The sequence below is a fragment of the Bacillus sp. OTU2372 genome (assembly GCF_038440275.1).
In the GTDB taxonomy this organism is placed as follows: Bacteria; Bacillota; Bacilli; order Bacillales; family Cytobacillaceae; genus Neobacillus; species Neobacillus bataviensis_B.
Map to the genome: position 1 here is coordinate 116,030 of NZ_JASATK010000007.1, position 22,378 is coordinate 138,407.

19 protein-coding genes and 1 other RNA gene are annotated in these 22,378 nt (G+C 39.7%); 6 read left to right on the forward strand and 14 right to left on the reverse strand.

What is annotated here, in order from left to right:
• Positions 1 to 29: 29 nt before the first annotated feature.
• The 3 genes from icd to AAHB15_RS13715 form a co-directional block, all read right to left on the reverse strand.
• On the reverse strand, positions 30 to 1,298 hold the full coding sequence (icd, locus tag AAHB15_RS13705; protein ID WP_098532776.1) for an NADP-dependent isocitrate dehydrogenase: 1,269 nt from the start codon (positions 1,296 to 1,298) through the stop codon (positions 30 to 32).
• A 144-nt stretch (positions 1,299 to 1,442) separates the two neighbouring features.
• Positions 1,443 to 2,561 carry a citrate synthase gene (gene citZ / locus AAHB15_RS13710; RefSeq protein WP_335571942.1) on the reverse strand — a complete coding sequence of 373 codons (1,119 nt, stop codon included), beginning with the start codon at positions 2,559 to 2,561 and terminating at the stop codon, positions 1,443 to 1,445.
• Between the two features lie 437 nt (positions 2,562 to 2,998).
• Positions 2,999 to 3,460, reverse strand: coding sequence for a DUF441 domain-containing protein (locus AAHB15_RS13715; protein WP_144564487.1), 462 nt, complete (start codon positions 3,458 to 3,460; stop codon positions 2,999 to 3,001).
• A gap of 207 nt (positions 3,461 to 3,667) precedes the next feature.
• On the opposite strand from AAHB15_RS13715, the gene ytvI reads away from it, so the two are divergent.
• Entirely contained in the window at positions 3,668 to 4,783 is a 1,116-nt protein-coding gene (gene ytvI, locus AAHB15_RS13720; protein ID WP_335571943.1) for a sporulation integral membrane protein YtvI, read from the forward strand.
• 101 nt (positions 4,784 to 4,884) lie between these two features.
• Here ytvI and pyk read toward each other — a convergent pair whose 3' ends face one another.
• The 7 genes from pyk to dnaE form a co-directional block, all read right to left on the reverse strand.
• The gene (gene pyk, locus AAHB15_RS13725) at positions 4,885 to 6,648 is read right to left on the reverse strand and encodes a pyruvate kinase (RefSeq protein WP_342042617.1); all 1,764 of its coding nucleotides are present in this window, start codon (positions 6,646 to 6,648) and stop codon (positions 4,885 to 4,887) included.
• A 40-nt stretch (positions 6,649 to 6,688) separates the two neighbouring features.
• Positions 6,689 to 7,648, reverse strand: coding sequence for a 6-phosphofructokinase (gene pfkA / locus AAHB15_RS13730; RefSeq protein ID WP_335571944.1), 960 nt, complete (start codon positions 7,646 to 7,648; stop codon positions 6,689 to 6,691).
• 304 nt (positions 7,649 to 7,952) lie between these two features.
• Positions 7,953 to 8,930: an acetyl-CoA carboxylase carboxyl transferase subunit alpha gene (gene accA / locus AAHB15_RS13735; protein WP_335571945.1), complete on the reverse strand. Its 978-nt coding sequence runs from the start codon at positions 8,928 to 8,930 to the stop codon at positions 7,953 to 7,955.
• Positions 8,924 to 9,832, reverse strand: a complete 909-nt coding sequence (gene accD, locus AAHB15_RS13740) for an acetyl-CoA carboxylase, carboxyltransferase subunit beta (protein WP_335571946.1) — start codon at positions 9,830 to 9,832, stop codon at positions 8,924 to 8,926. The genes accA and accD overlap by 7 nt, the downstream gene beginning before the upstream one ends.
• Positions 9,833 to 9,996: 164 nt before the next feature.
• Positions 9,997 to 10,623, reverse strand: a complete 627-nt coding sequence (locus AAHB15_RS13745) for a FadR/GntR family transcriptional regulator (protein WP_342042618.1) — start codon at positions 10,621 to 10,623, stop codon at positions 9,997 to 9,999.
• A gap of 8 nt (positions 10,624 to 10,631) precedes the next feature.
• On the reverse strand, positions 10,632 to 11,870 hold the full coding sequence (locus AAHB15_RS13750) for an NAD(P)-dependent malic enzyme (RefSeq protein ID WP_098532792.1): 1,239 nt from the start codon (positions 11,868 to 11,870) through the stop codon (positions 10,632 to 10,634).
• 122 nt (positions 11,871 to 11,992) lie between these two features.
• Entirely contained in the window at positions 11,993 to 15,355 is a 3,363-nt protein-coding gene (gene dnaE / locus AAHB15_RS13755) for a DNA polymerase III subunit alpha (RefSeq protein WP_342042619.1), read from the reverse strand.
• Positions 15,356 to 15,540: 185 nt separating this feature from the next.
• Between dnaE and AAHB15_RS13760 the strand changes: the two genes are divergently transcribed.
• Positions 15,541 to 15,879 (forward strand): YtrH family sporulation protein, encoded by a 339-nt coding sequence (locus tag AAHB15_RS13760; protein WP_098532796.1) that lies wholly within the window; start codon positions 15,541 to 15,543, stop codon positions 15,877 to 15,879.
• Positions 15,876 to 16,376, forward strand: coding sequence for a sporulation membrane protein YtrI (ytrI, locus tag AAHB15_RS13765; protein WP_335571949.1), 501 nt, complete (start codon positions 15,876 to 15,878; stop codon positions 16,374 to 16,376). Before AAHB15_RS13760 ends, ytrI begins: the two co-directional genes overlap by 4 nt.
• 158 nt (positions 16,377 to 16,534) lie before the next feature.
• Here ytrI and AAHB15_RS13770 read toward each other — a convergent pair whose 3' ends face one another.
• On the reverse strand, positions 16,535 to 17,479 hold the full coding sequence (locus AAHB15_RS13770) for a DHH family phosphoesterase (protein WP_342042621.1): 945 nt from the start codon (positions 17,477 to 17,479) through the stop codon (positions 16,535 to 16,537).
• 89 nt (positions 17,480 to 17,568) lie between these two features.
• Here AAHB15_RS13770 and AAHB15_RS13775 point away from each other — a divergent pair, with 89 nt between their 5' ends.
• Positions 17,569 to 17,880: a YtpI family protein gene (locus tag AAHB15_RS13775; protein ID WP_098532802.1), complete on the forward strand. Its 312-nt coding sequence runs from the start codon at positions 17,569 to 17,571 to the stop codon at positions 17,878 to 17,880.
• Positions 17,881 to 18,110: 230 nt separating this feature from the next.
• Here the strand turns inward: AAHB15_RS13775 and AAHB15_RS13780 are convergent, their stop codons facing one another.
• The 3 genes from AAHB15_RS13780 to AAHB15_RS13790 form a co-directional block, all read right to left on the reverse strand.
• Positions 18,111 to 19,430 (reverse strand): CBS domain-containing protein, encoded by a 1,320-nt coding sequence (locus tag AAHB15_RS13780; RefSeq protein WP_098532804.1) that lies wholly within the window; start codon positions 19,428 to 19,430, stop codon positions 18,111 to 18,113.
• Between the two features lie 174 nt (positions 19,431 to 19,604).
• On the reverse strand, positions 19,605 to 19,841 hold the full coding sequence (locus AAHB15_RS13785) for a hypothetical protein (RefSeq protein WP_098532806.1): 237 nt from the start codon (positions 19,839 to 19,841) through the stop codon (positions 19,605 to 19,607).
• 79 nt (positions 19,842 to 19,920) lie between these two features.
• The gene (locus AAHB15_RS13790; protein ID WP_335571951.1) at positions 19,921 to 20,601 is read right to left on the reverse strand and encodes a metal-dependent hydrolase; all 681 of its coding nucleotides are present in this window, start codon (positions 20,599 to 20,601) and stop codon (positions 19,921 to 19,923) included.
• A 181-nt stretch (positions 20,602 to 20,782) separates the two neighbouring features.
• Here AAHB15_RS13790 and AAHB15_RS13795 point away from each other — a divergent pair, with 181 nt between their 5' ends.
• Together AAHB15_RS13795 and ssrS are read left to right on the forward strand one after the other, a co-directional pair.
• Positions 20,783 to 21,880: a M24 family metallopeptidase gene (locus AAHB15_RS13795; protein WP_342042622.1), complete on the forward strand. Its 1,098-nt coding sequence runs from the start codon at positions 20,783 to 20,785 to the stop codon at positions 21,878 to 21,880.
• A 52-nt stretch (positions 21,881 to 21,932) separates the two neighbouring features.
• Positions 21,933 to 22,128: non-coding RNA, 6S RNA (gene ssrS, locus AAHB15_RS13800), on the forward strand.
• The last annotated feature ends 250 nt before the right edge of the window (positions 22,129 to 22,378 follow it).

Sequence of the window (22,378 nt, forward strand, 5' to 3'; positions counted from 1 at the left end):
CACTCATGCGCTTTGTGCAAGCAAGATGATTATTCCATGTTCTTAATAAGCTCATCACCAAACTCCGAAGTTTTTACTTCGGTTGCACCTTCCATTAAACGAGCAAAGTCATATGTTACCACTTTAGATGCAATTGTTTTTTCTACTGATTTAATTACCATAGTTGCCGCTTCATTCCAGCCTAAGTGCTCAAGCAGTAATACTCCTGATAAAATAACGGAGGATGGATTTACTTTATCTAGACCAGCATATTTAGGTGCAGTACCATGTGTTGCTTCAAAGATTGCATGCCCTGTTTCATAGTTGATGTTAGCTCCTGGAGCAATTCCAATACCACCAACTTGAGCTGCAAGAGCATCAGAAATATAGTCACCGTTTAAGTTTAATGTTGCAACAACATCGAACTCGCGTGGACGTGTAAGGATTTGTTGTAAGAAAATATCAGCAATCGCATCTTTCACGATGATTTTACCAGCAGCTTCAGCATCAGCTTGTGCTTTGTTCGCAGCGTCTGTGCCTTGTTCTGCTTTAATACGGTCATATTGTGACCAAGTGAACACTTTATCACCGAATTCTTTTTCTGCAAGAGCATAGCCCCAGTTTTTAAATGCGCCTTCAGTGAATTTCATGATATTCCCTTTATGCACAAGTGTAACAGACTTACGTCCTTCTTTAATGGCATAGTTAATTGCCGCACGAACTAGACGATTTGTACCTTCTTCAGAAACTGGCTTGATGCCAATACCAGAAGTTTCAGGGAATCTAATTTTGTTAACACCCATTTCATTTTGTAAGAAGTCGATTACCTTCTTTGCTGCTTCTGATCCTTTTTCATATTCAATACCAGCATAGATATCTTCAGTATTTTCACGGAAAATGACCATATCAGTATCTTCTGGACGCTTAACTGGTGAAGGAACGCCTTCAAACCATCTTACTGGACGTAAGCATACAAATAAATCTAACTCTTGACGCAGAGCAACGTTTAAGGAACGAATTCCTCCGCCAACAGGAGTAGTTAATGGACCTTTGATTGCAATTAGATACTCATTGATCACATCAAGTGTTTCTTTAGGAAGCCACTCACCGGTTTGGTTAAAAGCCTTTTCGCCAGCTAGAACTTCCTTCCAGATTAATTTACGCTCGCCTTTATAGGCTTTTTCTACAGCAGCATTTAGAACTCTCTCGGAAGCAGCCCAAATATCAGGACCAATGCCGTCCCCTTCGATAAATGGAATAATAGGATTGTTTGGTACATTTAATACGCCGTTTGTAACTGTGATTTTTTCGCCTTGCATTTGTAAGTCTCCCTCCTGGTATGTAAAAAACCTTAAACTTTGTTCGTGATCTATCAAAAGACTGAATCAAAGGTTAGAGAGATTAACCTCTAACCTTTATTAATTCAATACTATTGAATCAATTTTTTGAAAAAAAGTAAAATATTAACCTCTTTGCTCAATTGGCACATATTTTTGCATGCCTGGGCCTGTATATTCCGCACGTGGACGGATCAAACGGTTATTTTCATATTGTTCTAGGATATGAGCTAACCAGCCTGATACACGGCTTACAGCAAAGATTGGTGTCATTAAATCATGATCGATTCCTAAGCTATGGTATACAGAAGCTGAATAAAAATCAACGTTTGGCGGTAATTTCTTTTCACCTGTAACAATGGCTTCAATCTGAACAGACATATCATACCAGTGCGGTGCACCAGTTAGCTCTGTTAATTTTTTAGACATTTCTTTCAAGTGCTTGGCACGAGGATCACCTTTACGATATACCCTGTGGCCAAAGCCCATGATTTTTTCTTTGTTGGCAAGCTTGCCTCGAACGTATGGTTCTACGTTTTCGAGTGTGCTAATTTCAGTTAACATTTTCATTACCGCTTCGTTTGCACCGCCATGAAGAGGCCCTTTTAAAGCACCAATAGCTGATGTGACACCTGAATAAACATCAGATAATGTTGCAACACATACGCGGGCAGTGAAGGTAGATGCATTCAATTCATGATCCGCGTGTAACACCAATGCCTTATTCATCGCTTCTACCGCAATTGGTTCAGGTTCTTTGCCGGTTAACATATATAAGAAGTTGGCTGCAAAGCTTAAATCTTTTCTTGGCGCCACTGGTTCAAGCCCTTTTCTAACACGGGCGAACGTAGTAACAATTGCCGGCATTTTCGCTTGGAGGCGAACTGCTTTTCGATAGTTGGCTTCATCGTCCATTAAGTCCGCTTCGTCATCATATAAACCTAATAATGAAACTGCTGATCGAAGGGCTGCCATTGGATGTACCTTCTCAATCGGATACATCTTAAAGTGCTGGATGACTTCATCTGGCAGTGCTGAGTTTTCAGCTAGCTGTGTTTTTAACTCTCCTAACTCTTCTGCATTTGGTAATCTTCGATGCCATAATAAATAGATGACCTCTTCAAAGCTGGCATTTACGGCTAAGTCATCAATGTCATAGCCAACATATGTCAGTGTGTCATCAATAATAGAGCTTATGGAAGATGTTGTAGCCACTACCCCTTCAAGACCGCGTGTTACTGTCATAGAAAAATCTCTCCTCACATTCTAAATTTCCCCATCTTTCTAAAAAAACCTCACTGCTGACATTTACTAATAGTCAGCTCATCATTACACTTATGCCTGATAAGACAGTTATATTTTCCTTAAGGCAAAAATACTTATTACAACTGAAAGCAATTATCAGTTTCAGCCTGAGTTAAAAGCTTGATATATAGTATTTGACTTAGTCAAGTGACGCCTATCTTTTTCTTTCTTTTTATGGACTGAGCGATTGCTCGGAATCAATCCAAGAAAGGTTTCTTTTTAAAAATCATTTAAAAAAAGACTTTAAAAGTAATTCACCATTTATATATAGTTTATGTAAATAAGGATACGCTTACAAGCCTATTATAAACAATTATCAGATTTTTGTGAATGAAAAGACACCGAAAAAAGCAAAAAAATATTATTTTACAAAAAATCTAGGTAAAAAAACCAAAAATTTTCATAGCGGTATAGGCGATCCCAGCACCAATCAGAGGCCCTACTGCTACACCCTTAAATATAGAAACAGACAGAATCGTACCTAGTACTAATGCGGTAGTGATCTGCGGGTCATCTGCCAACAGTTTGACGCCCCCCTTTGCAAGTAGTGCCACAAGCATCCCCGAAATAAGCGCAATCCAAGCATATGGTGACTTAAAGGATGAGGTTAAGTCTTTAAAGCCGATATCCCCGCTGGCAATTGGGGCCAGTACAGCAATAGTAATCAGCGTTACCCCCCAGTTAATCCCCTTAGACTGAATAAAGGAAAAGGATTTAGCCTCTAACCCCCCAGCCTTCAATAATAGCAAGACAGCAATAGCAAGCATCAAGGAACTATTTTTCGCAATTAATCCGATGACGAGTAAAAGCAAGAGGAATAATAATGACTCGCTTAGCATTGTTCACCAATCCTTTCCAAATTATCTTACCATACTATTTTTTCACAGCCTGGAATAGCCATCTGCCTTTTTTCTTTTTTATGATCTAGTGAAACTTTTTCTAAGTTGGTTCGTAATATTTTCAGAGAATAAATTTTCTGGAAAATTATGCAGTTTTGAACATAAAATGTTAAACTGAAGTTATTAATTACTATAGGAGGGCTGTTTTTGGAGCTTAAATATATATACCGGTCCATACGATTATTACTCGTAGTTGGCGGTGTGTGTTTGGCGTTGTATCTGTTTTATTTTTTATCAAAAGTCACGTATCCATTTTTAATAGGTCTTATCATAGCCTTTCTGATTAATCCTTTAGTCGATCTGCTTGAGAAAAAGGCAAAAATGCCGCGCGTTCTTGCTGTCCTAATCTCATTAATCGTGATATTTGCTTTTTGTGCTGGTTTAATTACGCTTTTAGTCGCAGAGATTGTCTCTGGTGCTGCCTACTTGGCTACAGTGGTTCCGGAACATCTTGATACACTGATTAATTATTTAGAGGATTATTTTACAGCCCAAATTATTCCCTTCTATAACCAATTAACAAGTGTATTCAATAAACTGGAAGCAGGCCAACAGGACACGATTATTGGTAATATTCAAAATGTAGGGGCAAAAATCGGCTCAACGGTTGGGTCTTTTATTAAAAATCTATTCGGAAATATCCCTAATATCCTTTCTTGGTTTCCCAACGCTGCTACTGTCCTCATTTTCTCTTTATTAGCAACTTTCTTTATCAGCAAGGATTGGTATCACTTGTCTGCAATGGGCGGCCGGATACTTCCACAAAAAGCGAAAACAAGTGGTAAGACGGTTTTCGCCGACTTAAAAAAGGCGTTATTCGGCTTTATCAAAGCGCAGCTTACTCTTATATCGATCACAACTGTCATTATTCTAATAGGTTTGCTCATCCTTAGAGTAGATTATGCTATTACCATAGCATTAGCAACAGGGATTGTTGATATTATTCCCTACTTGGGAACAGGGGCCGTCTTTGTGCCATGGATTATTTATACTTCCATTAACGGTGATATGGGGCTTGCCATTGGTTTAGGTGTTCTTTATATTATTGTCCTTGTACAGCGTCAGATCATGGAGCCAAAGATCCTGTCATCGAGTATCGGCCTAGATCCGTTAGCAACCCTTATTGCCTTATTTGTTGGCTTTAAATTAATAGGATTTTTAGGATTAATTGTTGGGCCAGTTACCCTTGTAATTATCAGCACGCTTTATCGTGCAAATGTTTTCCATGACATCTGGGCGTTTATTAAAGGTCGAGAAATATGATATACCTAATAGATCCAAGAAGATTATAAAAAAACGTCAGCCCCAAATTAATTGGATCCTGACGTTTTTTTTATTTGCTCAGTTAAAAAGTGCTTAAACGTTTATAGTACACTTGCATGACCGTTGTAGACAATTCCTCTTGTTGCATCAACGGTAATTTCCTGACCATCTTTAAATAACTCAAGGGCACGGTCCACTCCAACGATGACTGGAATGCTCAAGTTAAGACCAACTACAGCAGCATGGCTGGTTAATCCACCTTCTTGAGTAATTAATGCTGCACACTTTTCAATTGCAGGCATCATATCACGATCGGTTCCGATTGTAACAAGGATCGTTCCTGGCTTCACTTTATCCAATGCTTCCTTTGCATCATGTGCCACGACTACTTTACCAAAAGCAGAACGGCGTCCAATGCCTTGGGCCTTTGTAATGATGTCCCCAACCACATGAATCTTCATTAAGTTCGTTGTGCCTGCTTCGCCAACAGGTACGCCAGCAGTGATGACAACTAAATCACCATGTTTAACAAGACCGCTTTCTAGGCTTGTTTCAACAGCAGTATCCAGCATTTCATCCGTAGTTGTTGAAGTTCTGCCTAGATGGGAATAAACACCCCAAACCAGTTGAAGTCGACGTACAGTATGCTCATTAGCGGTCACCGCAACAATAGCTGCTTTTGGACGATACTTAGAAATCATTTTAGCCGTGTGACCGCTCTCTGTTGGTGTAATAATCGACTTAACCTCAAGATTTAAAGCAGTATGGGCTACAGATTGTCCAATTGCATCGGTAAGATTGTGCTCAGTGTCCTTACTGCGGCTTGATAAGATTTCTCTATGATCCAAAGCTTGTTCCGCTCTTGACGCAATGTTATGCATGGTTTGTACCGCTTCTACAGGGTATTGCCCTGCAGCTGTCTCACCAGATAACATAATGGCATCGGTACCATCAAAAATGGCATTTGCAACGTCACTCGCTTCTGCACGAGTTGGTCTAGGGTTACGCTGCATAGAATCAAGCATTTGCGTAGCTGTAATGACAGGTTTTCCTAGGGCATTACACTTCTTAATGAGCATTTTTTGCACAAGTGGTACTTCTTCAGCAGGAATTTCTACGCCAAGGTCTCCACGCGCAACCATTAATCCATCAGAAATTTCAAGAATTTCATCGATGTTATCTACGCCTTCTTGATTTTCAATTTTAGGGATGATATGAATGTTTGTTCCATTATTTTCTTCTAAAAGCTGACGAATTTCTAATACATCTTTAGCGCGGCGAACAAATGATGCTGCGATGAAATCAACACCCTGCTCAATCCCAAATAAAATATCTTGGGTGTCTTTGCCTGTAATCCCTGGTAAATTAACTGATACTCCAGGAACGTTACAACCTTTTTTATTCTTTAAAGTACCGCTATTTAAAATTTTAGTATAGATTTCTTTTTCAGCTTGATTGATTTCGATTACTTCAAGACCGATTAATCCATCGTCTAAAAGAATTCTTGAGCCTACATGTACATCTTCAATTAATCCAGGGTATGTAACAGAAAATTTCTCAGTCGTACCTTCTACCTCTGTCATGGAAATAATGATGTTCTTACCCGCTTCAAGCTCAATTGCTCCGTTTTGCATATTATTGGTACGGATTTCCGGCCCCTTTGTATCGAGCAGGATGGCTACGGTCTTTCCAGTTTGCTTTGAGGCTTCCCGGATATTTTTGATTCTTGCCCCATGTTCTTCAAAATCTCCATGAGAAAAATTTAATCTGGCAACATTCATACCCGAATTAATTAATTGAGTTAATTTTTCCACTGATTCGCTTGCAGGTCCAATCGTACAAACGATTTTTGTTTTTCGTAGCATGCTTTTTTCCTCCTATTTTAGAAAAGACAACTTCAAATTCCTATATTGATAATTCCTTAGATAATTTAAATAAGTCAAGATCGAGCGTGTGTTTTTTCTCTAAGGCCTCAATAATATCGTAGTCAACAAGCTTATTATTTTCAATTCCTACGGCACGTCCGCCTTTTCCTTCAATTAGCAGTTCAACCGCGCGTGCGCCAAGCCTGCTGGCTAACACCCTATCTGCTACGGTTGGTGAACCGCCGCGCTGAATATGTCCTAGAACCGAAACTCTTGTATCAAATTCAGTGGTTTCTTTAAGCTGGCGGGCAAATTCGTAGCCACTGCATACGCCTTCTGCCACGACAATAATACTATGCTTTTTGCCACGTTCATGTCCACTGCGCAGCCTTTCAGCCACTTCTCTCATATCATAATTTTCTTCCGGTATTAAAATGGTTTCCGCGCCGCCTGCAAGTCCAGCCCATAAAGCTATGTCACCGGCATTACGTCCCATTACTTCAATAACAAATGTTCGTTCATGTGATGTTGCTGTATCACGAATTTTATCAATTGCATCAATAACTGTATTAAGAGCCGTATCAAAGCCGATAGTTAATTCTGTTCCTGGGATATCATTATCTATCGTTCCAGGTACACCAACACATGGATATCCTTGCTCAGTTAAGGCTTTTGCGCCGCGATAGGAACCGTCACCACCGATTACAACAAGTCCCTCAATCCCGTGAGCAAGAAGCTGCTCAATTCCTTTTTTTTGTACTTCTTTATTTGCAAATTCCGGTAGACGGGCAGACTGAAGCATTGTACCTCCGCGGTGAATGATATCGCCAACAGAACCAAGCTCAAGTTTTTTTATATTCCCACTAACTAATCCTGCATAGCCGCCATAAATACCATAAACATCTACATTATGAAAAATTGCTTTACGGACAACAGCACGTATTGCTGGATTCATCCCTGGGGAATCTCCCCCACTTGTAAGTACGCCTATTTTTTTCATGTTTATCACCTCAGAAATAATTTGAACCGTATGTACACCTTTGTTAGTAAAAGAATTAATTATGCCTACATTTCTTAGTACTTTATTATTATTAACATAAAACCCTCGAATATTTATAAAATAACATGAAGAAAACGCGTTAACAACCGATTCATATTAGTAATTATAATAGACGGAATAATTAGTAAACTGGTAGCGCTTCATTTTCGTTTGTAATCGTTATCTTTAACAATTTAAGGGATTTTGCGTGAAAAATCTGTGAACAACAAAATTAAAAAAACGTGCCCGTGGAGAGCACGATTTTTTAATTTACACTAATATAATCTTTCGCAACTGTGAATTCGCCAATGGTTCTAAACCGGTTATACCGGTCCGCTATTAATTCTTCTTCTGATAGTTTTAATAAGTCTGTTAGTGAAGCTTTCAGCATCTTTTCAATTTCCTCTGCCTGCTGTTTTACGTCCTTTTGAGCTCCACCTTTAATTTCTGGAATAATATCATCAATAATGCCCAGATCTTTTAGGTCAGGCGCGGTAATTCGCATTGTTTCAGCTGCATTTTTTGCAAGAGACGCATCCTTCCACAAAATAGCAGCTGCTCCTTCAGGAGAAATAACGGAGTAAGTTGAATTTTCGAGCATATAAATACGGTTGCCAACGCCAAGCGCTAAGGCACCGCCGCTGCCGCCCTCACCAATCACAACACAAATTACCGGGACCCGAAGACCCGCCATTTCAAACAGATTCCGAGCAATGGCTTCGCTTTGACCTCGTTCTTCAGCTGCTTTTCCTGGATAAGCTCCTTTTGTGTCAATAAAACAAATAATCGGGCGATTAAATTTATCAGCCTGCTTCATTAATCGCAATGCTTTTCGGTAGCCTTCAGGATGAGGCATTCCAAAATTTCTGCGAATATTTTCTTTCGTATCTTTCCCGCGCTGATGACCAATCACTGTAACAGGTAATCCTTTAAACTTGGCAACACCGCCAACTATGGCCTCATCATCGGCAAAGGTCCGGTCACCATGGCACTCAAAAAAGCCGTCAAAGAGATAAGAAATATAATCAAGTGTTGTTGGCCTACTGGCTAGACGGGCTATTTGAACCCTGTCCCAAGGTTTAATATTTTCATATATATCCTGCTCAAGTTTTTCAAGCCGGGCCTCTAACTTTTTGATTTCCGTGCTTAAATCAACATCTGCTGTTTTAGTGAACTCTTTTATTTCAGCAATTTTTTTTCTTAACTCCAAAATAGGGCGTTCGAATTCTAATTCTCCTACCAATCGAGTTCACCTCCAGATTGATGAATTTCTAATATGTTGGTAATTTGTTCTACCATTTCCAAACGAGGAATAATCGCATCTAACTGTCCATGCTTTAAAAGAAACTCAGCCGTCTGGAAGTCCTCAGGCAATTCCTCACGAATAGATTGTTCAATAACTCTTCGGCCGGCAAAGGCAATTAATGCTCCTGGTTCGGCAAAGTTATAATCCCCCAAGGAGGCAAAACTTGCAGAAACCCCGCCTGTTGTTGGGTGAGTCATAATTGAGATAATAAGGCCGCCATTATTACTAAATCTCTTTAAGGCAACACTTGTCTTGGCCATTTGCATCAAACTCAAAGCACCTTCTTGCATTCTCGCCCCGCCTGATGCCGTAAAGATAATAAATGGAAGTGACAGTTCATCTGCTTTTTCAATCGCTCGGGTTATTTTTTCACCAACGACTGAACCCATACTACCCATTCGGAAAGAGGCATCCATAATAGCCAAGACAATTTTATGGCCGTTAACAGACCCCATGCCGGTTACAACCGCTTCATTTAGATTGCTTTTTTGCCGGTCTTTTTCAAGCTTTTCCAGATAGTCCGGAAAATTAAGTGGATTCTTTGAAATCATTTCCTCGTTTAATTCCACAAAACTTTCTTCGTCAATAAAACTATCGACCCGCTCTTTTGCTGTCATCTGAAAATGATAGCCGCAATGCAGGCATACCTTTGCGTTTTTGACTAATTCTTTTGTATACATAATTTTCTTACATGAAGGACACTTAGACATAATTCCTTCCGGCACGTCAATCTTAGCCGTTTCTGGAATAGTTGCATATTTTTTCTTTTTTGGTTGATTTTTTGTAAAAAGATCTTTAAGCGCCAAATTAAAACCTCCCTTGTGTAACGCGACTGCCATTGGCAAGATTCTCCAAATTACTGCTATTATAGAAGTCTTTCTATCCTGCCTCCACTTCATACCTATTGGATTCAAACGTGGTCAGACCAGTATTAGACTAAAAAATAGCCCTCCTAACAGGCTTGTATAACTTTCACTATAAAATAAACATAGTTCAAAATCTGTTAGTATTTGTCGGTAGAGTTTGACAAATTTCGAAGTTTTTTATACGCAGATAGTGTTTTTTCAAGATCCTTTTCGGCTAAAGCGATTGTTAATTTAAGATAATATTCCCGCTTAAAGGTCAGATGACTTTCTTCAAGTGAATGATAATACTCATTCAGGATAGACCACAATCGCAAGAATAAGTGGTTATCGGACAGTTCCATTATTCTCTGAAAAAATTCATCATCAGAGAAGTGTCCCGTTTTTTCAACCCAATCCTTAATCTTGTTTATTTCCTGATTATCCGCTTTTTGGAGTGCTAAATGCAAGCAATCCATTTCAATATAGTTTTTGGTTTCAAACACATCACGTATAGCTTTTTGGTCCTGCAAAATAAAAGTGCTAAGGAGTTGAACCAGCTGATGACCGCGAAAATCTCTGATAAACGTTCCCTCGCCTCTTCTTGTCTCAATTAAACCAAGAAGCTCTAATGCTCTTAATGCTTCGCGAACGGAAGAGCGCCCGAAATTCAGGCGCTCCGACAATTCACGTTCAGATGGAATTTTATCACCGGTCTTGAGACCGTCATTCGTAATCATTTCTCTTAGTTGCTTCACAATCTCTAAATAAACTTTGGAATTCGTCACTTACGAAATCACTCACTTTTACCAATGATTGCGAGCCTTTGTGTTCTTTCCTTTACGTCTTCAGGATCAACTTTAAGACGGGCTACACCTGTTTCCATAGCTGCCTTGGCCACTGCAGCAGCAACGTTTGGTGCTACTCTTGGGTCAAATGGTGCTGGGATGACATAGTCTGCATGTAGTTCATCTTCGTTAATTAAGCCGGCAATAGCCTCTACTGCTGCTACCTTCATTTTTTCATTAATATGTGTTGCCCGAACATCAAGGGCTCCACGGAAAATCCCAGGGAACGCAAGGACATTGTTTACTTGGTTCGGAAAGTCAGAGCGACCTGTTCCGACGACTTTTGCCCCTGCCGCTTTGGCTTCTTCCGGCATAATTTCCGGATCAGGATTCGCCATGGCAAAAATAATCGAGTCTTGGTTCATCGAAGCAACCATTTCCTTGGTCAGTGCTCCGGCAACCGATACACCTATAAAGACATCTGCACCTTTAATGACATCGGCGAGACTTCCTTGTTGATTATCTCGGTTGGTAAATTTCGCTACTTCCGCTTTGACTGAGTTCATCCCATGCGGCCGGCCTTCATAAATCGCGCCTTTTGTATCACACATGATGATGTCTCTAACTCCGTAGCTGTATAACAACTTGATAATTGCAATTCCAGCAGCTCCTGCTCCACTTGCAACTACCTTAATTTCAGTTATTTTCTTTCCAATAAGTTTAAGGGCATTGACTAGTCCTGCTACCGTAACAATCGCTGTACCATGCTGGTCATCATGAAAAATAGGAATATTGGCTTCCCTTTTCAATCTTTCCTCGATCACAAAACAGTTTGGAGCTGCGATATCTTCGAGATTCACTCCTCCAAAGGTTGGTTCCAACAACTTAACGGTTTCAACAATTTTATCCACATCTGTTGTGTTTAAACAGATTGGGAAGGCATCCACACCGGCAAAGCTTTTAAAAAGAACGGCTTTGCCCTCCATAACTGGAAGAGCAGCTTCAGGTCCAATATTGCCAAGTCCTAAAACAGCAGTACCGTCGGAAACTACGGCAACCATATTTCCTTTCATCGTATAATCATAGACAGTTTCAGGTTTTTCATAGATGTCCTTACATGGCTCAGCCACACCAGGTGAATAAGCTAAACTTAAATCATGAGCATTTCGAACTGGAACCTTTGATTTTGACTCTAATTTCCCCTTATGAATTCGATGCATATGTAATGCTTCTTCACGTAAAGTCAAGAACTGTCACCCCTAAAATATATATATAAAATATCAATACCCAATAATTAATTGCCAGCTGTAGTGGTCAGACCACACTCGTCTCTTTATCACTATAACATATCTAGGAAAGTTGTAAAGAATTATTCCTTTAAGACCACATTTTTTGAACCTAGAATGTTTCTTAGTTTCTCCATGACATGCAGTTCCGGTTTTACCCTGTACTCGTCACCTAACCTTATCGTTTTTCGTCTTTCTTCATAGTGAAGAACCACAGGGGTGTTTCCTTTATTTTCTCTTAAAAGCTGATTTATTTTTTGCAGTGATGCTTCCTCACTTATGCCAGCCGAAATTTTTAAATATAAAACTGGTTGTTGCTTAAAATTGGTTTTTAGCCACTGTTCCATATCAAATACCTGCTGGATGATAAATTGGAGCATGTTCTCTCTTTCTTCAATTCTCCCCTCGAGAATGACAAAGCTGCCATGTTTCAGTAATCCCTGAAACTTTTTAAAGACATTTGGAAAAGCTACAGCCTCCATTTCACCGCTCGAATCACTTATCGTTAAAAAGGACATTGAATCTCCCTTTTTTGTACGAATCGATTTCATGGCCGAAATATAAACACCTGAAAAAGCCCTTTTCATTTCCGGGTTTAATTGAAATAACAGCAAGGCTCCGCTAGCTTTCAGCTTTTTTTCATAAATGGAAATGGGATGGTCAGAAAGGTAAAAACCAAGTGCTTCTTTCTCAAAAGTCAATTTATTCTCGAGACTAATGGGATCCACATGAACGTATTTTGGCTTAGGAATCATGTCATCATCAAATAAAGCAAATTGATCAGCGTCATCCGGTTTAAAGATTTGAGCATGTTCAATAGCAACGTCCAAACTGGCTAAAAGAACAGCACGATCTTCGCCAAATTCATCAAAAGCACCGGCATGTACTAGAAATTCAAGTGTTTTTCGGTTAACTGCTTTAGAAGAAACTCTGATACAAAAATCGAATAAATCATCAAATCTCTTCCGCTTCCTGGCTTGAAATATCTCCTTTAAGGCAGCACCGCCGACATTTTTAATGGCCGCCAAACTATAGCGGATTCCACCTCTTTCAACCTGAAAGGAGTATTTGCTTTGATTAATCGATGGAGGGAGGACCAGGATCTCCTTTTGCCTCGTTTCCATGATATATTGAGCAATTTTTGTATCATTCCCAATGGCTGAGGTAAGGAGCCCAGCCATAAAATGTTCAGGAAAATTTGCTTTTAAAAATGCCAGCTGGTAGGCAATCATACTATAGGCGACCGCATGGCTTCTATTAAACCCATAGTTTGCAAATCGGACAATTAAATCATATATTTCATTCGCCAGTTCTTCCGTATATCCTTTTTTTATTGCTCCTTGAACAAAGTGATAGCGCTCCTTGTCCAACACTTCTTTTTGTTTTTTTCCAACCGCTCTCCGCAAAAGATCCGCTTCACCGAGTGAAAAACCGGCCATTTTAGAAGCAATCTGCATGATTTGCTCTTGGTACACAATAACCCCATATGTATTCTCTAAGATGGGCTCCAAATCAGGGTGGGGATAATCAACAGCCGTCCTACCATGTTTTCGGTCAATATAGAGAGGAATGTTTTCCATTGGCCCCGGGCGATACAAGGCATTTACTGCCACGATATCTTCAAATCGTGACGGCTTTAACCTCGTCAATACCTTCCTCATACCCTCCGATTCAAGCTGAAAGATCCCGGTGGTTTCGCCTCGTGCAAGTAATTCAAAGGTGTTGGTGTCTACTAGCGGCACTTGCTTAATATTAACCTTCTTTCCCGAATCTCGATAAATAGAAGATAAAATGGTTTCAATCAGTGAAAGATTTCGGAGACCGAGAAAGTCCATTTTTAGTAAGCCAATCTCCTCAAGGTGTTCCATTGAATATTGGGTTAAGTATACATTTCCCGACCCTCGTTGAATCGGGATTAATTCCACTAGCTGTTTCTCACTAAGGACTACACCAGCAGCATGTGTGGAAGTATGGCGAGGCAGCCCTTCAAGTTTGAGAGCTGTCTCAAAAAGCCTTTGATTTAGCGGCGTATCCTTCACAAACCTTCTTAATGATTCTGATTCTTTAAATGCAGCTTTCAAATCTATCCCTAAGCGGGCCGGAACCAATCTTGATAAATACTCCAACTCTTTTGTATTTAAGCCAAACGCTCTGCCGACATCCCTTAAAGCCGCTTTTGCAGCGAGTGTTCCAAACGTAACGATTTGGGCCACATGCATTTCCCCATATTTTTTTGCAACGTATTCGATAACCTCGTCACGGCGGTGATCAGTAAAGTCTATATCAATATCCGGCATCGATACCCGTTCAGGATTTAGAAAACGTTCAAATAATAGATTATGCTCAATGGGATCTACATCTGTGATATACAGTACATAAGCAACAAGCGAACCTGCCGCCGAGCCCCGTCCAGGTCCAGTTAAAATATTATGATCGCGGGCATATCTCATAAAATCCCAAACAATTAAAAAATAGTTGCTAAACTTCATTCGTTTAATTACGGCAAGTTCAAATTGCAATCGCTCTAAATATTCCTTGCCCGGGTTGGGAAAGCGTTCGTACAATCCTTTTTGGCACAGTTGATCAAGAAATTCCTCAGCGGGAACTCCATTATCGTTTGGAAATGTTGGTAAATATGTTTTATTAAGTTCAATATTTACCGTACAACGTTCTACAATTTTCAAGGAATTTTCCAAGACTTCTGGATGTTCTGAAAAACTATCGACCATTTCCTTGGCACTCTTCAAATAAAACTGGTCGCTATCTAGTTTTTCTCTATGCTCATCCTGGAGTTTATCACCATTTTTAATGGCTAATAAACATTCGTGCGCGAAGGTATCTTCTTTTTCTAAATAATGAACTCTGTTTGTGGCTACAAGCGGAATGTTTTCTTCCTTAGAAATGTCAAGAAACTGATTGAATATCCTGATTTCATCTTCCAACTGATGCTGTTGAACCGATAAGAAAAAGCTGCCATTCCCGAATATGTAGTCGAGCTTATGGATTAACCTTCTTGCATACTCCTGATTTCCGTTCAAAAGTGATTGTTCAATTTCCCCTTCTAAACCTGGAGAAATCGCGATAAGCCCCTGTGCATAAGACTTCAGCCATTTAAACGGAATTCCATTTTTGGACTTTGTTTGAACAGCACTTGATATTTTTAATAGGTTTTTAAATCCTTCTTCTGTTTCGGCAAGTAAAACAAGTGGATAAGCAACATTTTCCGACCTTTCACTTTCCACATCTACGGTTAAACCAATAATCGGTTTAAGATTGTTTTTCTTACAAAGTTTATAAAATTCAATCGTTCCATACATAACATTCCGATCAGTTAAGGCTAGGGCGCTAAATCCCTTACTTTTAGCATTTTCAATTAAATTTGGTATAGATGCCGTACTTGTCAACAAGCTATAGGCACTATACACCTGGAGGTGAATAAAAGACATAATGTCACACCGTTTCTTAAAAAAATTTCATTATTTTAATTATAGAGCTTAATGCGAAAAAAAGAAAATATGTTCCTATTTTGATAGAAGAATCGCCTTAAATAAGGCTTATTTTTTTGCTAACTCATATTCCCAGACTCTTGTCCATATAAATGAATATAACAATTTGTAAGGGCGGTTTGCTCATGAAAGAAATCGGTTTTTTTCCTGCTTTTATTGAGGGCTACTTTATTGCGCTAGGAGTCGTGCTTGGCGGTTCCTTAATTGGTGGAATTGCTTCATTCCTAACCGGGCAGCCCCCACTTACGACTGTCTACCGGTTATCCTCTGCACTAAGGATTTGGGCAATCGTTTCAGCGATTGGCGGAACATTTGATGCAGTATACACCTTTGAAAGAGGCTTATTCAATGCGGATACAAAAGATCTTTTCAAACAACTATTACTCATCCTTTCTGCCCTAGGCGGTGCACAGACAGGAGCTCTCATCATTAATTGGTTAACTCAGGAGCATATATCGTCATGAGGGTCCCACAATTATACAAGAGACCCGGCTGGCAGCGGTTTTTTGCTGGAACAGCGGTTGGAGGAGCGATTAGCTGGTGTATATTTCTATATATTTACGGTGTTTGGCAGGAAGAAAACACAGAGTTAATTCAAAAACAGCAGCAGGAGATTGTTGACTTAAATAATGAGAAAAAGATATGGCAGGATGAGTATAAGGAAATTAATCGGCGTAAGATTGAACAGCTAACGGTTCAGAAAATTAATATTAAAATTACAAACGCCGAAAAATATAAACTAGACTCGTTGAGTGTGCTTGAAACCGAAGATTCTGTTCATGATGACATCAGTATGATGCTTGCAAAAGATATTGACACGGTTTATAAAAGTAAAGACTTGATAAAAAAAATTATTGAAAACAAACAAGTAAAAATCAATGATAAACGATATAAATTAAAAGTGAAAGAAATGGTGATTTATACAAACTTAACAATCCAACTAGAAATTGATTTTGAATAAGAAAAGCGGAAGCGCCTTGATCAGGGGCGACAGGCATAAGACGAGCCGGCGAGAAGGCTGATTTTTAGCCTTCTTGACGGATTGGCTTATGCCCCCGAGCCCCTAGACGCTGCAGCTAGACAAACGGCCCTGAAAGCGGGCCGTTTTTGTTTAGCAGTCTATTTTGTATAGGCCTCGCAAACTTTCCCTAATTCATTAACGACTTGTTCCACTTCGTCCCATGAATAAATCGTTGCACCCGAAGCAAGTGGATGTCCGCCGCCGTTAAATTTCCTTGCGACCACATTAATAACAGGTCCCTTAGAACGGAGTCTTACTCGGATTTGTTTCTCTTCCTCTATGAAAAAAACCCACGCTTTGATACCTTTTACATCCCCAAGTGTACCTACAAGCAAGGATGCTTCTGCAGGTCTTGCGTCATACTCTGTAAGTAATTCTTTCGTAATCATAACAGAAGCAACACCGTTTGACTGTAGTCCAAAGTTTTGCAGGATATAACCTTGTAATTTAATGATCTTAGGATCTAATTCGTACATTCTGTCAAAAAGTTCAGTACGGGAAAAATTGTAATGAATTAATTCACCTGCATAAGCAAATGTCTTTTCAGTCGAGCTTGGAAATAAAAATCTTCCCGTGTCGCCAACAATTCCCGCAAACAATAGTCTTGCCGCTTCGTCATTCATTTTCAAGCCCAATTGTTTACCTTTTAGATAAAATTCATAAATCATTTCACTGCAGGAACTTGCGTTTGTGTCGACCCATAGCAAGTCACCATAAGGCTCCATGTTTGGGTGATGATCAATTTTAATTAATTTATCGCCTAAATTGTAGCGGCGGTCATCAATTCTTTCCTGATTAGCTGTATCACAAACAATCACCAATGCCCCTTTATAAACCTCATCCTCAATCACATCAAGCCGGCGCAGGAAATTTAGCGTTGGCTCCTCTTGACCTACGGCAAAGATTTTTTTCTCCGGAAAGGATTCCTTTAAAATAGCTGTTAATCCGCCTTGTGAACCGTATGCATCGGGGTCTGGACGGACATGACGATGAACAATAATTGTTTCATATTGCTTAATCGCATTTAAAATTTCTTCAATCATGAACACTGCTCCTTATGTACCAATTATGGCTTTTTTTATCAATCCACGCTAAAATATAGATGACTTCTAGAAATTTGGGGGATTGAATAATGTTTGTACTCGTTGTATTGATTGTCGTTTTATTTGCTTTCTACTTATTTTATAAAACAAAATACTTTAGAAGCAACCGTCAAGTTGAAAAGAAATGGCTTTCCGCAAAATCAAATATTGCTCTAGGCCTTTTTGTCTGCTTATTTGGCATTAATCATCTTTTCTTTATATCTGAGACTACCACATCATACATTATTGCATCCATCTTTACTATTTATGGTGCTTACTTCAGCTGGATTGGCTTCAAAAAATATAAGCACTATCTGCCCTTTGCTATCGAAGAGGCTAATAGTCTTGAAGCCCAAAAATAAGTTGAGCCGCTTCTTTTTTGAGAGAAGCGGCTTTCTTGTCGTTTAGGAAAATATAAAATTTTCGCTTGTGGATAACTGTTAATAAAAAGACTGTCGACGTCCAGCTCCAGCGCCTAGCCCCTCGATGGTCTACAGCCGCTCAGGGAATGAAGGCAAAGAACACCTTCTTTCCCTGAGCGGCTTATGCTTGTCGGGGCTGTTCAAGCGCTTGCGCTTTTGTTCTTATAGTTTTAATTTCGATCAATTAACTGACACATCATCATCGCTTTGCCAACCAACACTCCATCATTAAAAACCTCTACATCCACTTTTCCAAATTTACGGCCCACTTCAAGTATTTTAGGGAAAATTTCCAAAGTACTCTCCATTTGAACCGGTTTTAAAAAGTAAATCGTCATATTTTCTACAACCAAATCACCTTTTTTATAGCTGCGCAAGACCCGATTTGCCGCGTCAGATACAATTGTGGTGAATACTCCGTAAGAAATGGTTCCAAGATGATTGGTCATTTGGGGCGTTACTACACAGGAGTAGACTTCTTCTCCTTTAGCTTTCCCTTGGACTAAGACCATTTGGTTAGTAATGATATCGTCTATTGTTTCACCAACCTGCGGCTGACGCTGATTCATTTGCAGTGCCTTTAATACATCTTGACGACTAATAATACCCTCAAGACGATTGGAATCATCGGTAACTGGCAGGACCTCAATCCCTTCCCAAACCATAGTATGAGCTGTTGAGGCGACACTTGTTTTGCCGTTCACCGTCATCGGATTTTTTGTCATGATTTTTTCAATCGGAGTATCTAATTCTTGGCCTAGTATATCTTTACTTGTGGCCATTCCTTGGATTTTCATGTTTTGATCGACAACAGGATAGCGGCTATGAGTCGTTTTTTGATTTAACTCATGCCACTTGGACACTTTATCTGTTGTTTTGAGATAATAGGTTTCCTCAAGATGTGTTAAAATGTCTTCTACCAGGATGATTTCTTTTTTGATTAATTGGTCATAAATGGCCCGGTTTATCATCGTTGCTACCGTGAAGGTATCATAACTAGTTGAAATGACCGGCAATTCCAATTTATCGGCAAGCTTTTTCACATGGTCTTCAGAATCAAATCCACCGGTAATTAAAACAGCCGCTCCCGCTTTTAAAGCAAGCTCATGTGCCTGTGTCCGGTTACCAACAATGAGAAGGTTGCCAGCTTCCGTGTAGCGCATCATAGCTTCTAGTTTCATGGCACCAATCACGAACTTATTAAGTGTTTTATGTAAACCAGTTCTTCCGCCCAATACCTGGCCGTCAACAATATTTACGACTTCTGCAAATGTCAGCTTTTCAATATTTTCTTTCTTTTTTCGCTCAATCCGAATCGTGCCGACCCGTTCGATCGTGCTGACATATCCTTTATTTTCAGCTTCTTTTATCGCTCTATAGGCTGTTCCTTCACTTACGGTCATCGCCTTGGCGATTTGCCGCACTGATATTTTTTCCCCTATCGGAAGTCCATCAATGTATTGCAAAATTTGTTCATGCTTAGTAGCCAAGACCTTCACCCTTTATTGTTTGAATTCCAATTCTCCAGTCTTAAACCGGAATTATGCCTATTTTTCATTATAAAGTGTTGAATGCCTTGATTCAATGCGGTTTCTCACAATTTATAAATAGGAAAGCGCCTTCTTTACAGGCGCTTTACGGAGCTAATGCTAAATTTTTAAAAATTAATAGTAAGAACGGGACTTTTTCTTTAATCGTCCTGACTGCATTTTTCGGACTGTTTTCTTTGGACTATAGAGAAGTCCAGTTAGATTCCCTGCAATAACGATTAAAGCAAATGCCAGCCATGTTAAGGAAAATATCCCTGGTGCCCCGTCAAGGTTCACGGACAATCTGGGTACAGCAAAATAGAGCATAACCCCCGCAAGTAATAAGCAAAGTAAATATCGGTTCTTTTTCATATACATTTCCTCCTAAAAGACTGCTTGTTTCATTTTATGCTAGCGGAAGGAAAAAAAGTATGTGAAAACCTCTAAACAATTAAATTTCTATTTCCTCACCCGGTGCTAGTACCAGTCCATTTTTATTGGAAAGCATTTCAATAAATTGATTAGGGTCTTGTTTAATTGGCGGGAAAGTATTGTAATGGATTGGAACCACTGTTTTAGCTCTTAACAGTTCGGCCGCATAGGCAGCATCCTCCGGACCCATTGTATAGTTATCACCTATTGGCAGGAAGGCAAGGTCGATTGGGTGACGCTCGCCAATTAATTTCATATCTGAGAAAAGAGCTGTATCCCCTGCGTGGTAGATGGTTTTCCCTTCACTCATAATGAGAATTCCGGCCGGCATTCCGCAATAAACAATTTGATTATCATTTGTTGCATAGCTTGAACCGTGGAAAGCCTGAGTCAGCTTTATTCTTCCAAACTCAAATTGATAGGATCCACCAATATGCATCCCATGTGTTTTTACTCCCTGCCAGCTTAAGAAGGTAGACAGCTCGTCCGTTGCCACCACAAGTGCATCATTCCTTTTGGCGAGCTCCACTGTATCCCCGACATGGTCATTATGGCCATGCGATAAAATGATTACATCGACTTTTAAGTCTTCTGCCCTTAAATCGGTTAATGAGTTACCTGTAATAAACGGGTCAATAATTATATTTTTTCCTTGCGTGTTAATTTGAACAACTGAATGCCCATGATAAGATACTTTCATTCTTAACAACTCCTTTTTATAGTTCTTTTTATGTCTTCCATAAGAATTTAAGAATTCCTTCTTACTTTATACCCATAACCAGCTCTTTTTAGAGCATGATAAGTTTGGATAGTTTACATTTACCATTAATCTTGTTACGCTCAAATTGGTTTTGATTTTAAGGTAAGGGGGGCCCCTAATCATGAAACAACGATTAGTTAAGCTTCAAACTTGGATGAAGGAAAATGAAATTGAAGTCAGCTTTCTGACATCTTCAGAAAATGTCTTTTATTTAAGCGGCTATTATACCGATCCGCATGAGAGACTGTTGGCACTTGCTGTATTCCAGGAAGAGGAACCATTCTTGGTTTGCCCTTCAATGGAGGTGCACGATGCAAAACGTTCTGGCTGGGAGCATGATATCATCGGCTACAGCGACATTGAAAATCCGTGGGAAATGATATTAAACTCGATTAATAAAAGAATCCCTCATGTTTCGCAGGCTGCAATTGAAAAAGAACATATGAACGTTGAACGCTACGAACGACTTTTAAACTTGTTTCCACATGCTGCTTTCGTATCTGCAGAAGAAAAATTACGTATGCTTCGCATGATTAAAGATACACAGGAATTAAAAATCATAGAAGAAGCTTGTTCACTGGCTGATTACGCTGTTCAGTTCGGTGTGAGTGAAATAAAGGAAGGCAAAACAGAACTTGATGTGCTTAATGCATTGGAGTACGCCCTTAAACAAAAGGGTGTGACTGAAATGTCGTTTTCGACCATGGTTCTAACTGGGGCTAACGCAGCTTCTCCTCACGGTACACCAGGAGAAACAAAAATTAAGAAAGGCGATCTTGTCTTGTTTGATTTAGGAGTTGTAATTGACCGTTATTGCTCTGATATTACGAGAACCGTTGCTTATGGAGAGATTAACGATAAGCAAAAGGAAATCTATGATACGGTCTTAAAAGCCCAACTCGCTGCGATAGACGCTAGTAAGCCTGGTGTCAGCGCTGCAGAAGTGGACCTTACTGCCCGGCGAATTATTTCAAATGCCGGATATGGAGAATTTTTCCCACATCGCTTAGGCCATGGTCTTGGGATTAGTGTCCATGAATATCCTTCATTAACGGAGACAAACCCTTTAATAATTGAAGAGGGAATGGTTTACACCATCGAACCGGGTATCTATGTACCAGAGGTTGCTGGCGTCCGAATTGAGGATGATGTGTTTATCACTGCGGATGGAGCAAAAATACTAACTAAGTTCCCAAAAGAACTGCAAATTATTAATTAAATTTGGGGCTTTTTTACATTGAACTTCACTAAGATTTGATGTATTATAACAATACAAGCTGCGTTGTACGTAATCATAATAAAGTTTTAACCTTTAAGCTGTAAAAGGGAGTTTAACTATCGAAGCCGAAATGACATGCCTCTGTCTATAAGACTTGGAGGACACGCAGGAACGCTTCTGAGAACACCCACTTTGAGGAGTGGTGGTTTAAAACTTTCTTATATCTCTACGGCAAATGCGGCTACATAATTTCTTTAAAAAACCAGCTTTCTTGTGAAGCTGGTTTTCCTATTTAGAAAAGCGCAAGCGCCTTGGTCAGCCCCGATATAGGGCGACTTGTCGACTGGCCAGCGAAAGCAAGGCCAAAGACTAGCCGCCCTTAATGCGTACAGAAAGCAATAGCTTTCTGTAGCCAAGCACAAGACGAGCCGGCCGAAAGGTTGCTCTTTAACCTTTTGGACGGATTGACCTAAATGTGGAGGCGACTGCCCTGGGACG